Origin of the sequence: Buchnera aphidicola (Aphis nasturtii), assembly GCF_005083345.1 — a bacterium.
Taxonomy (GTDB): Bacteria; Pseudomonadota; Gammaproteobacteria; order Enterobacterales; family Enterobacteriaceae; genus Buchnera; species Buchnera aphidicola_R.
Genome location: NZ_CP034888.1, coordinates 477444 through 494368, shown reverse-complemented (window position 1 = coordinate 494368; position 16925 = coordinate 477444). Strand labels below are relative to the sequence as shown.

Genomic DNA, 16925 nt, shown 5'->3' with positions numbered 1-16925 from the left:
TTTAATTTTTTGTTAATAAATCAATTAATTTTTTAACTAATAAATAATTTGGCATGATATAAAAAATACTATTATTTTTTTTTGATTGATCTATTCCTCTTAAAAACATATAAAATATTCCACCAAAATTATTTTCATATTTATATTTGTTTATTTTTTTATTTAAATATTGATGTAATGCGACTGTATATATTTGATATTGAAGATCATATCGATTTTTAATTATTTCTTTTTTTATATTATCAAAAGAATATGCATCTTTTTTATCACCTAAATAATTAGATTTATAATCTATTATGTAATATCTTTGTTTCCAAAAGAAAACTAAATCAATAGATCCTTTTAAAATTCCAGTAACTGGATTAAAAGAAATTTTAGGAGTAGGAGAAGAAATTGAATCAAAAGATTTAATAATATGATTAAAATCTGTGCTATATAATATTTTTTGTATAGGCAAAAAAAATTGCATTTCTTTGATGTATTGATTTTTTTGCAACATAGATAAATTAAAATTTATGTTTTTTAATTTTACATTAATAATATTTTCTATCCAAGACATCAATATTGGAGTCCATTTTTCTGAAAATTTATATCTTTTTAAAGATTTACAAAAAAAATCAATATTTAATTTTTCTGAAAAATTAATTTTATTCAATATATAGTGTATAAGAATACCTGTTTTTTCTCCTCTTGGAAAATTTTCAAACGTTATTTTTTCTTGATTAATATTTTTTTGATGTACAATATAATTTATATTTTGATTTTTTTGATTTTTATTAATAGAAAAATTTTCTTTTTTTAATTTTGTAAAACTTGTTATTTGAAAATAATTTTTTGTTTTTTTTATGAAATGCTCTGGTGGAGATAGTAAATATATATCTTTTTTAGCTTCAGGAAGTTTAATATTCATTGTATCATATTTAACTGATATATATGGTTTCATATTTAATAAATTTATTTCTTTTTTTAAACTATGATAATCCATATAACATCCACGTTGTATAATATATCCTAAAGCACTATCATGGTTATTATTTTTTTTTTGATTTTTTTTGTGAATAATATCTCCTATTCCTAAACTACAATGATAAATAGATCTTGTTATAGCAACATATAAAAAACGTAAATCTTCTGATAATCGTTCTTTTTCTGCGATTTCTTCAGTTTCTTTGCTCTGATCTAAATCAAAAAATATTTTTAAATTTTTTTGATCGTGATACAAATATGATTTTGATTTTTTGTAAGTTATCGCAAAAGGGACCCAAACTATAGGGTATTCTAATCCTTTAGATTTATGTATTGTAATAATTTTGATTGATTTAGATTGATTGAAGTTTCTAATATGTTCATTTTCTAATATATTGTTTTTTTCTAATATTTTTTTTTCAAACCATCTTATTAAAGACGATTTTTTGTAAAGATATTCTGATTGTTCTTCTAATAATTCTGCTATATGTAAAAAATTTATATTTTTTTGATAATTTTTATATTGATCTAAATTATTAGAATATTTTTGATAATCTAATATTATAACTTTAATAGTATAAAAAATTCCTATATTTTTCCATATTTGACGATATTTATATAATTTTTTTATCATAAAATATGATTGTTCTATATTTTTTTGTTTTTGTCCTTGTAATAAAATTTTATAAAAAATATGTGTAAAAATAGATTGTTTCAATAGTTCTATATTAGTTGGTTGTAAAATAGTTTGAAGTATCAAAAGAAGTTCATAGGCATCACTAGTTTGAAATATATTTTTATTAGAAGAGGAATAAATAGAATGAATATTAACTTTTTCTAATGATTTTTGAATAATATTCGCTTCATTTTTATTTCTTACTAATATTACAATATCGCTTTCTTTTAAAATTTTTTCTTTCTTTTCATTAATTAATATTGCTTCACCTTGTTTAGCGCAAACTAACCAATAACAAATTTCATTTGCACATTGTTTTGCTATCCATTCTTGATAGTCTTCAATATATATCTTTTCTGTTTTTTTAAAGAAAAAACTTATAGCTTTTTGAATCTTTCCTCGTATTTTAAATTGCATATTTTTGTTATTTAATGATGAGGAAATATTTATAAATGGAATATTCTTAAAAAAAAATGGATTTTTATTACGTGAAAACAAATCATTTATACCTTGACACATATTTATTGAAGATCTCCAATTAGTATCAAGATAATAGCATTTTTTAATTTTAGATTTAGCGTATAAATAGGAAAAAATATCTGCTCCTCTAAAACTATATATTGATTGTTTTGGATCTCCTATAAGAAATAATGCCGTTTTTTCATTATTTGTATTATATAAAATATTAAAAATTTGGTATTGTTGAATATTAGTATCTTGAAATTCATCAACAAATGCTACAGGATATTTTTTAATTATTAATTTTTTCAATTGTGTATCTTTTTTAATGTACTTCAAAAGATTATCTAATAAATCATTAAATCCTAATAAAAATTGCTTTTTTTTTTCTTTTTTTAAAAGTCTAGTTATTATTTTTATAGCTTTAAATAAAATAATATTTTTTAAAGAAATTTTTTTTTTAATTATTTCTTGAATATCTTTAAAAAAAATATGACATGGAATTTGATTATGTTTTATATTTTTCTTAATTATCTCTTGTGAAAAATATTTTAATACAATTGGTATTTGGTAGTTTTCAGTTTTTGATTCAGCCCACTTTGTAATATTTTTTTTCCATCTCATTATATTAAATTCATTGTATATTTTTTTATTAGGTTTTAATTCTTTAATAATATCTATAATAATTAGATTGTAATTTAACCATTTTTTTTTAAAAATATTTATGGTTTTAATATTCTTTTGATGACATGTTATAAGAGTTTGATTTTTAGTGAATTTTTTTTTGAAATGTACTATATTAAAATTGAATATTGGTTGTAAATCAGATAAAAGAGATTCTGGGTTTTTATAATCTTGTAAAATTATTTTAATTATATTTTTTGGTAATTCATAAAAATAAATTCTCCAAAAATCTTCTATTGCTTGTAAATATAACGATCTCTCATTTTCAATTATTTTTTCATTAATATTAAAAAAATTTAATTGTAAAATATCTTTACAAAATCCGTGTATTGTATAAATAGCAATTTTATTTATATTATGTTTAGCTCGATCTAAAATATATATCGCTTCTTTTAAATTTTTTATTTTTTTTAAAAATGGTTTTAAAATAACATTACTAGTATTTTTATTAATACAGCAAAAGTATAATTGTTCAATATTTGTTTTAATTCTTTTGTATATTTCATCTTTAGCAAAGTTAGTAAAAGTCACTATTAATATTTCTTGTATTAACAATGGTCTAGTATTTTTCTTTTTTTCTATCCCAAGCAATAATTGCAAATACATGATTACTATTGCAGTAGTTTTACCAGTTCCAGCAGAAGCTTCAATTAAATTGATACCATTGAAAGGTATATTAAATACATTTAATTTTTTTTTCATTATGTTTTTTATATTTTAATAAAGGAGTTAACCATTTTTTAGAAATATGACAAATTTTTTTTACATCTAATTTTGAAATTATTTTTTGTATATAAATATCTTCTTTCTCTCCTTTTACATAAGCATTACCCATCCATTGTTTATACAATATTTTGTATCCTTCTTTTTTAATATTATAATTTTTATAAATACAATTATTTTTTACATCATATACTTTATCAAGCCAAGCCGCACCCGAATTTGTTAATAATAAAGGATTATTAATGCCTTTTATATATCCTCTAATATATGTTATAAGATAATTATATGCTTTATTGTACGATAGAGATTGAAATGAAAATATTTTTTTATTACATCCTATCATTTTACTTTCTCCAACACCTCCTAATATACAGTAAACTAAATGTTCTATCCATAATGACATTCGATCAGAATAGTTAATTTTATTTGCTTTCCATCGTAGTAAACCTGTATTTTGTATTTCTTTTATAGTGCCCTTAACATAATATTTTTCTATTTGAAAAAGAAAATTTTTTTCTTGAGGAAGTATTCTATATTGATTAATTATTTTTACTATTTCTTCGATTTCTTGACATTTTTTTTCTAAAGCTATTTTCCCAAAATTTTTATATGGTACTATTCCAGATAGTTCTATTTTTTTTAAGATATTTTTTAAATCTTTTTTATTTATCATTGCTTTTAATAATAGATTACTTATTTTAAAATTTTCTAGTGTATCAATTACAAAAGGCTCAGTTATTAATAATTTCTTTTTTATTGAAAATTTTGTATTTAATGTAAAATTAAAAAAATATCGTATTGGATTCCTCCAAAAATATATTAAGTCTTTCAAATGAATTGAACGATTTTGTTTTTTAGAACTTTTTAATTGTATGATATTTTTAAAAAATATTTGATGAATGTTTTTTATTTTATTTTGTTTTATATTTTTTCTTTTTTTTACATGGATTATGCTATAATTATGTTCTTTTTTATGTTTTTTACAAAGAAATTGTGATATTTTTTTTTTATTATCTTCTATTTTTAATTTTTCATCTCCTTTAAAACAAAAATATAACGTTATATAATTGATAAGTTGTTCAATGAGTATAGACGGATATATTTTGGTTTCATTTTTCAATGAATATCCAATATAACTCATATAAAAATAATCTTTAGCAGCTATAAAATTTTTTAAAAATAAATGATATTCTGTATCATGACAATTAATATCAGTAATTAATGGATATTGTGTTAAAAGATTGATGTAATCTAAATTTTTTTTCTTTGATAGTTCTTTAGAGCTCAATCCTATTATATATATTACTTTAAATGGTATATAACATATTACAGAAGGATGGCAAAAATTTACATATCCTAGCTTAAATTTTGTTTTATTTGTGTAATTTATAATATGAAAAAAATTTTTTTGTAAGATATTAATAGTTATATTTTTGGGATATTCAGATAATATAATTTCATCAATCATTTTTTCCCATTTTTTATTAATTGCTGTCAGTATTTCATCCCATTTTACTTGTTCATAAAAAAAATCATTTATAAAAGATTTAAATAATGAACGCCAACATTTAATTTTTTTTGCTTTAGATAGTTTTAAACGCCATTTGTTTAATATATTAATTAAATGAGATAATTTTCCTATTAATTCTGATTTAGAAAAATCAATAGAAATCATTGAAAAAATATGATTCCAAATTTTATTTTTTTCATTTATTGCATAACTCAGTAATAATTTTTCAATGCCATAAAACCAAGTATTTTGATTAATTTCTAAAAAACATAAATCATTTTTATGTTTGTTATTTACACCCCATCTAATATTTGTAGCTTGAATCCAATTATACAAAATTTTTATTTCTTCTTCTGAAATATTAAAATTTTTTGATATCATAGGAATATCTAGTAATTCTAATATTTCTTCATTATTAAATCGGATATGAGATAAATTTAATACTTTATTAAATAAATAAAATATTTTTTGTGTACTTTTAGAATTTTTATTAGAAATATAAAAAGATATTTGTTCTTCTTCATGCTGTAATTTAAACACAGAATTAATATGTTTTGTATAGTCATTTAGCGAAAAAGAAACAACAACAATATCATGAGGTTTGATATTTGGATTTTTATTTAGAATTTTTATTAATGTTTTATATAAAACTTCAATTTCATGCTGTTTATTATAGCAGATATTTATAGAAATTGAGTTATCTTTGGGATTTAAAGTTTTTTTTAATGATTTTTTATTTTCTTTAAAATTTAAAATTTTATTTTTAATATTATTTAATAAATTATTTATATCATATTTTTTAAAATAACTATTAATTTTAATGTCTTTTAAATTTTTTATAAAAAGTAAATAAACATTTTCATATTTACCCCATAATGTTTCTAATGAATTAGAAGCACGATTTTTTATTTTTATATTAAATGATTTATTATATGAATCAATTGTATCATTAATTATATTATTTTTATAAGCTGTTAAATATAAAAAATATACATCAGTAAATATACTAATTTTATGAAAGATTTCTATATATGATGGATTGATATTAAATGACCAGATAATAAAGATTCTTTTTGGAAGTATTATTTTTTTTTTTTGAATTACATGTTTAAATTTATAAAATAAATTGGAAAAATTATTAATAGGTTGAGTAATATTATCATGATTATCATTTATTATTTTATTCCATAATTTTATTTGCCATAATTTTTTTGAATTCATTGTTGATATTTTATTATCTTTTTTTCCCCATTTTTGAATCCACTGTGGTCTATATAAAATATATTGTTGAAATAGATTTTCCATTAAATATGAAAATTTAAATTTTTTTATTTGATTATCATTTTTTTTAATATTTTCAAAAAAATCATTTTCTTCAATAATCTTCATTATTTTCCAAATATTAGTTGTTTTTTTTAAAATATTTTTTATTTCATTTTCGGGTATTATTTGTGTAAGTATTTTCCAAATCAAAACTTGTGGATGAATGAGTTTAAAATCTGATGAAATCCCTGTATGATTTGCTGTGAACATATTTAGATATTGAAATAATATTTCGTTATCATGAATAATCATTTCTTTTGTGAAAATATGTTTAAGTGGATTTTTTTGAATAATTTGACATATTTTTAAAAATAATGTATTTAATTGATTAAATTTATATAAAAAAAACATAAAAAGCCTTTTATTTGAAAATAAATATTTTAAAAAGATAAAATTTTAAAATATTAATATTTAATTTAATGTTTATTTTTTTTATAAAGATGAACATCTATTTGTGGGTAAGGAATGTTAATATTATTTTGATCTAATGCTTTTTTAAATGCAGCCATTAAATCCCAATATACTGAATTTAATTCCTCCGTATTACTCCAACATCTTATAATAAAATTTAAAGAAGATGGCGCTAATTCACTTAAACCAATTATAATATCTCGATCTTTTATAACTCTATCTTCATTTTCTATAACTTTTCTCAATACTTTTATAACTAAATCAATATCTGTATTATATGCAACGCTAATAGAAAATTCGTTTCTTCGAGCAGGTTCTCTTGAATAGTTAATAATGTTTCCAGAAATGATTTTATTATTTGGAACAACTACTATTTTCCCATCTAAAGTACGTAATGTTGTATAAAAAATATGAATATTTAAAACCGTTCCTGAGACATTTCCTAAATTTACATATTCTCCTGTCTTTAAAGGTCTTAGCGTAACCAATAAAACTCCTGCTGCAAAATTTGAAAGAGAGCCCTGTAATGCTAATCCAATAGCCATTCCAGCAGCACCTAGTATAGCAATAACAGAAGTTGTTTGAACTCCTATTCTTCCTAATGCAGCAATTAATGTAAAAGTAATAATAATATATCTCATTAACGCAGAAAGAAAACCCGCAATAGTAGCATCAATATGGCGAGTGATTAATATTTTATTGACTCCATTAGATATTATTTTTGCTAAAAACATACCAGAAATTAAAATAACAATAGATGATGTTAAATTAATTATATATCCAAACAATAATTCTTGATTTCGTATTAGCCAATTACCTGCGTGATTAATATCACTGACTACATTAAGTTCATCCATTTTCATCTCTTTATATATGGTTTAAAATATCTGAATTATACAGAATCGATTTTTCATAAATTTTTATTATGTTAATTACTATTGATAATTTTCGGAGAATATTTATATTTATTCCCCGGGTTTTAAAAGAAGTTATTTATTTTATTTCTAAAATATTTAAGGCGTTAAGTTCTTGAAATGTTTTTTCTAGTCTTATAGACATTGATTTTTTTGATTGATTTATCCAAGACCTTGGATCATAATATTTTTTATTTGGTTGATTTTTATTTTTTTTATTTCCTACTTGTTGTTGTAAAAATTCGTTATTTTTTTTATAAAAATTTAATACACCTTTCCAAGCAGCCCATTGTATATCAGTATCAATATTCATTTTTACTACACCATATTTGATAGATTCTTGGATTTCTTTTAGATTTGATCCTGATCCGCCATGAAATACTAAATTTAATGGTAGTTTTTTTAAGTTGTGTTTCAAACTAACATATTGTTGTGATTTTTTTAGAATAATAGGTTTTAAATGAATATTCCCAGTTTGATATACTCCATGTACATTTCCAAATGCCGCGGCTATAGTAAAATTTTGACTAATTTTAATTAACTTTTCATATGCATAGTTAACATCTTCAGGTCGTGTATAAAGTAATTTTTTATTCATTTTACTATTATCTATTCCATCTTCTTCACCACCTGTACATCCTAATTCAATTTCTAACATCATATTAATTTGATTAATTTTTGCTAAATATAAAGCACAAATTGAAACATTATCTTTTAATGATTCTTTAGATAAATCAATCATATGAGATGTAAAAAGAGGTCTTTGATAAATTTTATAATGTTTTTTCCCTTCCTCGATTAAACCATCGATCCATGGTAATATTTCTTTATGACAATGATCAGTGTGTAATATAACCGGAATATTATAGTTTTTTGCAATTAAATGCACATGTCTAGCTCCTGATATAGCACCTTTAATAGCTTGTTCTTGATTTTTTTTAAATATTTTTTCAGAACCTGCAATAAAAGAAGCTCCTCCATAAGAAAATTGTATAATAACAGGAGATTTTATTCTAGAAGCTGTTTCTAATACAGAATTAATGGAATCAGTACCGATACAATTGACTGCTGGTATTGCAAATTGTTTTTTTTTAGCTAATTCAAATATCATTTTACATTCATCACCTGTTACAACACCAGGTTGAATAGAGTTTAAATTATTCAAATTATTTCCTATTATTTAAATTTTTTTAAATTAAAAAATATTGTTTAGTTGTTGTTGAAAAAATTTTTTTCTAACATATCTATTGCAGGTAATTTTTTACCTTCAATAAACTCTAGAAACGCACCGCCTCCTGTTGAAATATAAGAAATTTCATTTTTAATACGAAACATATCAATAACAGATAGTGTATCACCGCCCCCAGCTACTGAAAAATTAGAATTATTTGCTATTGCTTGGGCAATTTTTTCTGTTCCTTTTCGAAAATTCGGAAATTCAAATACTCCTACGGGTCCATTCCAAAGAATTGTTTTTGCTTTTTCAATTATCTTAACAACTTTTGTTATAGTGTTATCACCAAAATCCATAATTTCTTCATTTTTTTTAATATTTGACGGTAATTTAATTATAGATTTTTCGCTTTCAGAAAAATTTTTTCCTACACGAGAATCAATTGGTACAATGATATTGTTATAGTTATCACGTAATTTTTTTGCTTTTGATATAAATTGTGGTTCATGTAATGATTTACCTACGTCATAATCAATAGCTAAAAAAGTATTTGCGATTCCGCCTCCAACTATTACAATATCTGAAATATTAGCCAAATTATTTAATACATTAAATTTAGTTGATACCTTAGATCCTCCTATTATAGATACCATAGGACGTTTTGGATTTTTTAGTGCTTTCTTGAGCATAGTTATTTCAGATATCAAAAGCGGACCAGCACACGCAATCTTTACAAATTTCCCAATTCCATATGTTGATGCTTGTTTTCTATGTGCAGTACCAAAAGCGTCCATAACAAAAATATCGCATAATGTAGAATATCGTTTAGATAGAATATTATCATTTTTTAATTCTCCTGGATTAAAACGAACATTTTCTAAAATTAATAGCTCTCCAGAATTAATTGGTATAACTTTCGAATAATCACTTGCAAAATATACCTTAGTATAGTTTATTTTTTTTTTTAAATATTCAAATATAGGAAACAATGAATATTGTTTTTCATAAGATTCATTTTTTGGTCGTCCTAAATGTGACATAACAATTACTTTTGCTTTTTTTTGAAGCGCTAATTCAATTGTAGGAAGTGAAGCTAATATCCTAGCGTCAGATTGAATAACTCCATTTTTAATCGGAACATTGAGATCGCATCTTATTAAAACTCTTTTTTCTGATATGTTTATTTCATTTATATTTCGTACTTGCATAAAAACCTCTTTTTTAGATGCAATTTTTTTATTAAATTCGTAAAAATTTATTTATACCTGTTATTAATGATTGTAATAACAGGTGATATAAAAATATATAATATTTTATTTGTTAAAAAAAAATTAAGTTTTAAAATAAAAATTTATTTAATTTTGAAACCATGTTCTAACTCCATCAAGAAACATTTGAGTAGCAAGCATAATCAATATTAAACCCATTAACCGCTCTAAAGCATTGACACCTTTAGAACCAAATAATTTTAAAAAAAAACCTGATAATAATAGTACTATGATAGTAAAACACCATGCTATTAGTAAAGACCCGACTAAATATGATATATGATGTAAATATTGATGAGATAATAACATTAATGTAGCTAATAAAGATGGTCCTGCAACCAATGGAATTGCTAATGGTACTAAAAAAGGTTCTTCATTCGAAGATATTCCATTATTTTCTTCAGAAGGAAAAATCATTTTAATAGCAATTAAAAATAAAATAATTCCGCCAGATATTGATACTGTTTCTGTTTTTAAATTAAGAATGTTAAGTATTTTTTCTCCAGCAAATAAAAATAATAGCATAAAAATTAAAGCTATAATCATTTCTCGAATAACTACTATTCTTCTTCTTTTTGCATTTAAATTTTTTAATATTGTCATAAAGACAGGAAGATTACCTAAAGGATCCATTATTAAGATTAATAATATCGTTGTAGAGATTATTTCGGTCATTTTAATTTATTATATCCTTGTGCAGATATGAATTTTTTAACTATATAGTCTATATAAAAATAATATAAATTTTCTACACCATACAAATATTTTAATATATATATCAATATTTTTTTTAAAATAAATATATAATTTTATAGTATATTAAAAATTTAAATAAAATTTAATTTTTTCATACACAACTATTGCTTATAAAATTATACAATAATTATATTTATTTTCGGAGGTCGGAAAGTTTTTACTAAAAATTTTTATTATTTTCAATAAAAATTTGTATTTTTAAAAACTCCGTATATTTATTAATGATAAAATCTGTTGGATTTATTGGTTGGCGTGGTATGGTAGGTTCAGTTTTGTTAAATCGAATGATAGAAGAAAATGATTTTTTAAAAATTACTCCTCATTTTTTTTCCACCTCTCAATTTGGTAAAGATGGACCTACTATAAATAATACAGTATTTAAAAATGTTAAAGATGCTTATAATCTTAGTTTATTAGAAGAAATGGATATTATTGTAACATGTCAAGGAGGATTTTATACTGATACTATCTATCCTAAATTACGTAAAAAAAATTGGAATGGATATTGGATAGATGCGGCATCTACTTTAAGAGTAAAAAATGATTCTGTTATTGTATTAGATCCTATCAATTTAAAAGCTATTAAGCAAGCTGTAGATAATGGGATTAAAACTTTTGTAGGAAGTAATTGCACTGTGAGTTTAATGTTAATGGCTTTAGGGGGCTTATTCCAACAAAAATTAATAGAATGGATTTCTGTATCTACCTATCAAGCAGCATCAGGTGCAGGTGCTAATTATGTCATTGAATTATTAAAACAAATGGGTTCGTTGTATAATATTGTATCTGAAGATTTATCAAATGATTTTTGTTCCATTTTAGAAATTACAAAAAAAGTTACAAAAATAATTCAAGATAATAGCTTCCCATTAAAACATTTTTCTGTTCCCTTAGCTGGAAGTTTAATACCGTGGATAGATAGTGATATAGGAACAGGACAAAGCCGAGAAGAGTGGAAGGGGCAATTTGAAACAAATAAAATATTAGATTCTAAAAATATAGTAAAAATAGATGGGATATGTGTTCGTATAAGTTCAATAAGATGCCACAGTCAGTCAATTTTAATGAAATTAAATAAAAATATTTCATTAAAAAATATAGAAGAAATAATTTTTAATCACAATCAATGGGTTAATTTTATTCCAAATAATATTGAAGAAACAATATCTAAATTAACTCCATCGGCAGTGACTGGTACATTAAACATACCAGTTGGAAGATTGAGAAAATCAAGTATAGGCAATAAATATTTTTCAGCTTTTACTGTTGGCGATCAACTATTATGGGGAGCTGCAGAACCCTTAAGAAGAATGTTAAATTTATTAACTAATATTTAATTTTAAAAAACATTATAAAAATTTAATTAATATACACACATAGTGTGTATATTAAATTTTTTAAAATACAATTATTAAAATTTTTGAATTGGCTTTATGTAGTATATGTTAAACTATTCCTTTCTTTAATAAATAACGATATGGTTTTACGTGAGTAAAATGTTCTATCAGTTGATGTTTCATAAAATTACAAAAATATGGGATATCTCTTTTAGTAGATGGATCATCTGATAAAACTAATATAGTTTCATGTTGTTTTATTTTTCTAATTGTTTTTCGAATTACCATAATTGGTTCTGGGCATTTAAGTCCAATTAAATTTAATATAATATTTTTTGTGTTCATTATGCATTAATTTAATTATTTAATATGTTGAAAATGAATTAATTTTTAATATAAGTTTTTTAAAAGAATATATTTTTCGACTTCTATAGGTAATAATTTATGCAAACTTTTTCCATTAGCAAAATTGTTTCTTATTTGAGTAGAAGAAATTTCTATAGTTGGTATAGATGAAAAGAAAATATATCCATGTGATTTCTGACGTAGATAACTTTTATTGTTTATTGTATGTAACGTAATCCATTTTTTGAGTTCATCGCTATGTGTTTTTATACTTATTCTTGGAATAATTAATAAATGAGCGTATAATAATATTTCTTTCCAATTTTTCCAGATATTTAATTTATTTAAATTATCTTCTCCTATTATTAAGCATAATGATTTGAAAAATCCGATTTTTAGCCTTATTTTTTTTAATGTTTCTATAGTGTAAAATTTTTTTTTTTAGTCTCTAATAAACTAATTTCAAATAAATTATTATCTTTAATTGCATATTCGATCATTTTTAGTTTATGTATTAGAGATGTTTTAGTTTGAATCCGATGAGGAGGGTTTTGATTAGGTAATAATATTATTTTTTTTATTGAAATTTCTTTTGCTAGTTTTTCTGCAGAAAGAATATGTCCATAATGAATAGGATCAAAATTACCCCCGAATATTGCATATATTTCTTTCATTTTTTATTATATTTTTATTTTTTGTGTTTTCGAAGATAATAATAATATTAATGTTTTTAATTCTATCCATATATCATAATTATATTCTACTTTAATTTTGATGTCTATTTGTAATAAAATTCTGATTACTTTCAGAAAATTATCAAAATTTATTGAATTAATTGCAAATTTAAAAAATTTAAATCTGTTAAAAAAAATTTTATTTTTTTTAAAAAATAAATTTATATTTATTATTTTTTCACGTTTCATATAAATTAATTTTAATAAATCTTTTTGCAAGGATCTTATTAAAATAAGAGGATTGTATTTTTGTTTTTGAAATACGTCCAATATATAAAAAGCTTTTTCTATTTCATTATAAAAAACTGCATTTATCCAATCTGATGGAGTAAAAATAGCAAATTCATTGACGATATGTTTTATTTTTTTTGAAGTAATATTTTCATGATTCCATATAAGTTTTATCATATGTAATATATGATGTATACATAAAGTGTTACCTTCGTAATATTTATATAGTAATAAAAAAGCATTTTCATTAATTTCTATTTTTTTGTTTTTTATTTCATATTTCAACCAATTTATAAAATTTATACCATATGGTGTAAAACACGATATAATATCAGCATTTAATTTTTTTCTGTATGTTAATAGATAATGTTTAAAATTGTTAGATAACTGATTAGATTTAACTATTGTTATGATATCTACATTCTTAATAAAAAATAATTTTTTGATATTTTGTATCAATACAGAATTGAAAGTTTTTATAGTTAAATTTATAACTAAAATTTTTTTTGCAAAAAATAAACTATTTGTATTATAAAAGTTTACGACTTTATTCCAATCTGTATTTTTTTCGATATTAATAATATAATTTTCTTTAAAACCTTTTAGTTTTGCAAAATTTAATATTGTTTTTTCATTCGTATTTAATAAAATTAAATCTTCTCCTAAGAGAATATAAAAAAAATTTAACTTTTTAATTATTTTTTTTTTAATTCTTCTGTATATATAAGTTGCATAGATAAAATACCATTTTAAAATTTTTTATATTACAAAATTAATTATTTTTTTAGGAACATAAACTGTTTTTTTTATATTTTTATTTTCTAATTTTTTTTTCAATAATGAACTATTTTGAATATAAGAAAAAATTTCTTTTTTTGTTAAATTATCTGGAATTTCTATAGTAAATTGTTTTTTCCCATTAATTTGAACAACTAATATATCACTTATATTTAATAAAAAATTTTTTTGAAAAACAGGCCATTTTTCATTATCTATGAAACAATTTTTATTTAAATATTTCCATAATATAAAACATAAGTGGGGTGTAAATGGGTAAAGCATTTTTACAATTGATATTAATGAATCCTTCATAACACATTTATCTTCCTCGTTTTCTAATTGAAACTTTCTCAATATATTTACTAACTCCATTATTTTAGCGATAGCAGTATTAAATGATTTTCTACGACTAATATCATCAGAAACTTTGAATATTGTTTCATGCAATACATGATACATTTTTTTTTGCTTATTACTTAAAGAATGAAAATCTATATTTTTATATTTGTGTTTTATTTGAATATAATTAAAAGATAATTTCCATAATTTTGTTAAAAATCGATAAATTCCTTTTAGTCCAGATTCATTCCACTCTAATGATGATTCTATAGGAGCAGCAAACATAATAAACAATCGGATTGTATCAGCTCCATAATTATTAATAATTAATTCTGGTTCAATCCCGTTGTTTTTAGATTTAGACATTTTAATCATTCCGGCATATATAACTTTTTTACCCATTTTATCTTGTACTTTAATAATTTCTCCTTTTATATTTTTTTTAATATATACATTAGATTTATGAATCCAATTACGTTCGTTATTTTTACCAATTTGATAAAATGCTTCTGATAATACCATCCCTTGACATATTAAGTTTTTTACTGGTTCATCAAATTTTACAAACTTAAAATCACGTAGTAATTTATGATAAAATCTGAAATACATTAAATGCATAATAGCGTGTTCTATCCCCCCAATATATTGATCTACAGGCAACCAATATTTTGATGCTATAGGATCAATCATTCCTGCCTTAAAGTGAGGACAAGTATATCTTGCGTAATACCAAGAAGATTCCATAAATGTATCAAAAGTATCTGTTTCTCGAGTTACAGTTTGATTATTAATTTGAGTAGTGTAGTAATTTAATTGGTTTTTCGAAGAGTATTTTAAAAAATTAAAATTTTTTTTTATTTCTGGTAGCAAAACAGGTAAATGTTTTTCTGGTATTGGTACAATTTGTCCATTTTTTGTTGTTGCCATAGGAATTGGCGTTCCCCAATAACGTTGTCTAGATATGCACCAATCTTGTAATTTATAAACAATTTTTGTTTTTATATTTTTTTTCTCTGATAATTTTTCTTTTATTTTTTTAGTAGCATCATCGTAATTAAGTTGATTAAACTCTCCTGAGTTAATTAGTTTTCCTTTTTCAGGAAAAAAATTTTTTTTAACTAATTTTATATCTTTCGAATGTTTGATAACATACTTAATTTTTAAATTATTTTTTATAGCAAAATGCCAATCATTTTCATTGTGCCCTGGAACTGACATAACTGCGCCAAAACCATAATCATTAACAACAAAATTTGCTATCCAAATAGGTATTTTTTTTGTTGTTATAGGGTGAATAACAAAAATATTAGTGTTTATTCCTTGAAATTTTGTTTGTTCTATTTCTTCTTTAGAGAATTTTTTATTCTCTTGTTTTTTAACAAATGTTTTTAATATTTTATTTTTTTTTGCAAGATATATAGAAAATTTATGTGAAGGAGATATAGCAATATATGTAACTCCCATTATAGTATCTATTCTAGTAGTAAATATTTTAATTTTTTTGTTGCTATTTTGAATATTAAAAAAAATTTCAAATCCTTTTGATCTTCCAATCCAATTTTTTTGCATATTTTTAACTTTTTCAGGCCAGTTTTTTAATTTTTTTAAATCTTTATATAAAGATTCAGCGTAATACCTAATTTTTATAAACCATTGTGGTATTTTTTTTACTGTTATAGTGCTTTGACATCTCCAGCAACACCCATTAATTACTTGTTCATTAGCTAATACAGTTTTATCGTGAGGACACCAATTTACAAAGCTATTTTTTTTATAAACTAATTTTTTTTTATATAACTGAATAAAAAACCATTGTTCCCATTTGTAATATTCTGGTTTACATGTAGTTATTTCTCTATCCCAGTCATAGCTAAAACCTAATAATTCTAGCTGTTTTTTCATATATTTAATATTGTTATATGTCCAAGATGATGGGATTGTATTATTTTTAATAGCAGCTTCTTCTGCAGGTAATCCAAATGCGTCCCAACCAATAGGTTGTAAAACATTTTTTCCCAACATTCTTTGATATCTTGCGATCACATCGCTAATAGTGTAATTTCTAACATGACCCATATGCAACTTTCCAGACGGATATGGAAGCATCGGAAGACAATAATATTTTTCTTTTGTATTATCTTCATCAACATGAAAGGTTTTATTTTTTTTCCAATATTTTTGTACATATATTTCAATATTTTTTGGGCAATATTCTTGTTCCATGATTTTCTCTATAATAATTTTACATTGTTTTAAAATAGATTGAAATTTCAACTTTTTATATTAAAAATAAAA

Annotated in this window: 10 protein-coding genes and 1 pseudogene; 1 reads left to right on the top strand and 10 read right to left on the bottom strand. The window is 22.0% G+C overall.

The annotated features are described in order from the left end of the window. Position 1 precedes the first annotated feature (1 nt). The 6 genes from recB to D9V63_RS02265 form a co-directional block, all read right to left on the bottom strand. Positions 2-3487, bottom strand: coding sequence for an exodeoxyribonuclease V subunit beta (gene recB, locus D9V63_RS02290; RefSeq protein WP_158369012.1), 3486 nt, complete (start codon positions 3485-3487; stop codon positions 2-4). After that, the gene (locus tag D9V63_RS02285) at positions 3462-6692 is read right to left on the bottom strand and encodes an exodeoxyribonuclease V subunit gamma (protein ID WP_158369010.1); all 3231 of its coding nucleotides are present in this window, start codon (positions 6690-6692) and stop codon (positions 3462-3464) included. Before D9V63_RS02285 ends, recB begins: the two co-directional genes overlap by 26 nt. Before the next feature lie 65 nt (positions 6693-6757). Further along, positions 6758-7609 (bottom strand): small-conductance mechanosensitive channel MscS, encoded by an 852-nt coding sequence (mscS, locus tag D9V63_RS02280; RefSeq protein ID WP_158369008.1) that lies wholly within the window; start codon positions 7607-7609, stop codon positions 6758-6760. 136 nt (positions 7610-7745) lie between these two features. Beyond that, entirely contained in the window at positions 7746-8831 is a 1086-nt protein-coding gene (gene fbaA, locus D9V63_RS02275; RefSeq protein ID WP_158369007.1) for a class II fructose-bisphosphate aldolase, read from the bottom strand. 44 nt (positions 8832-8875) lie between these two features. Continuing rightward, positions 8876-10048, bottom strand: a complete 1173-nt coding sequence (locus D9V63_RS02270) for a phosphoglycerate kinase (protein ID WP_158369005.1) — start codon at positions 10046-10048, stop codon at positions 8876-8878. A 147-nt stretch (positions 10049-10195) separates the two neighbouring features. Continuing rightward, a complete protein-coding gene (locus D9V63_RS02265; RefSeq protein ID WP_158369003.1) occupies positions 10196-10783 on the bottom strand; it encodes a YhgN family NAAT transporter in 588 nt (195 codons plus the stop codon). 302 nt (positions 10784-11085) lie between these two features. Between D9V63_RS02265 and asd the strand changes: the two genes are divergently transcribed. Further along, entirely contained in the window at positions 11086-12201 is a 1116-nt protein-coding gene (gene asd / locus D9V63_RS02260; protein ID WP_158369001.1) for an aspartate-semialdehyde dehydrogenase, read from the top strand. A gap of 108 nt (positions 12202-12309) precedes the next feature. Here asd and tusA read toward each other — a convergent pair whose 3' ends face one another. From tusA to leuS, 4 genes and pseudogenes are all read right to left on the bottom strand, one after another. After that, on the bottom strand, positions 12310-12546 hold the full coding sequence (gene tusA / locus D9V63_RS02255; RefSeq protein WP_158368999.1) for a sulfurtransferase TusA: 237 nt from the start codon (positions 12544-12546) through the stop codon (positions 12310-12312). 45 nt (positions 12547-12591) lie between these two features. Beyond that, a pseudogene (gene nadD, locus D9V63_RS02250) lies at positions 12592-13220 on the bottom strand (nicotinate-nucleotide adenylyltransferase). Between the two features lie 6 nt (positions 13221-13226). Continuing rightward, positions 13227-14135, bottom strand: coding sequence for a DNA polymerase III subunit delta (gene holA / locus D9V63_RS02245; protein WP_261979557.1), 909 nt, complete (start codon positions 14133-14135; stop codon positions 13227-13229). Positions 14136-14270: 135 nt separating this feature from the next. Beyond that, positions 14271-16853: a leucine--tRNA ligase gene (gene leuS, locus D9V63_RS02240; protein WP_158368995.1), complete on the bottom strand. Its 2583-nt coding sequence runs from the start codon at positions 16851-16853 to the stop codon at positions 14271-14273. Positions 16854-16925: the final 72 nt, after the last annotated feature.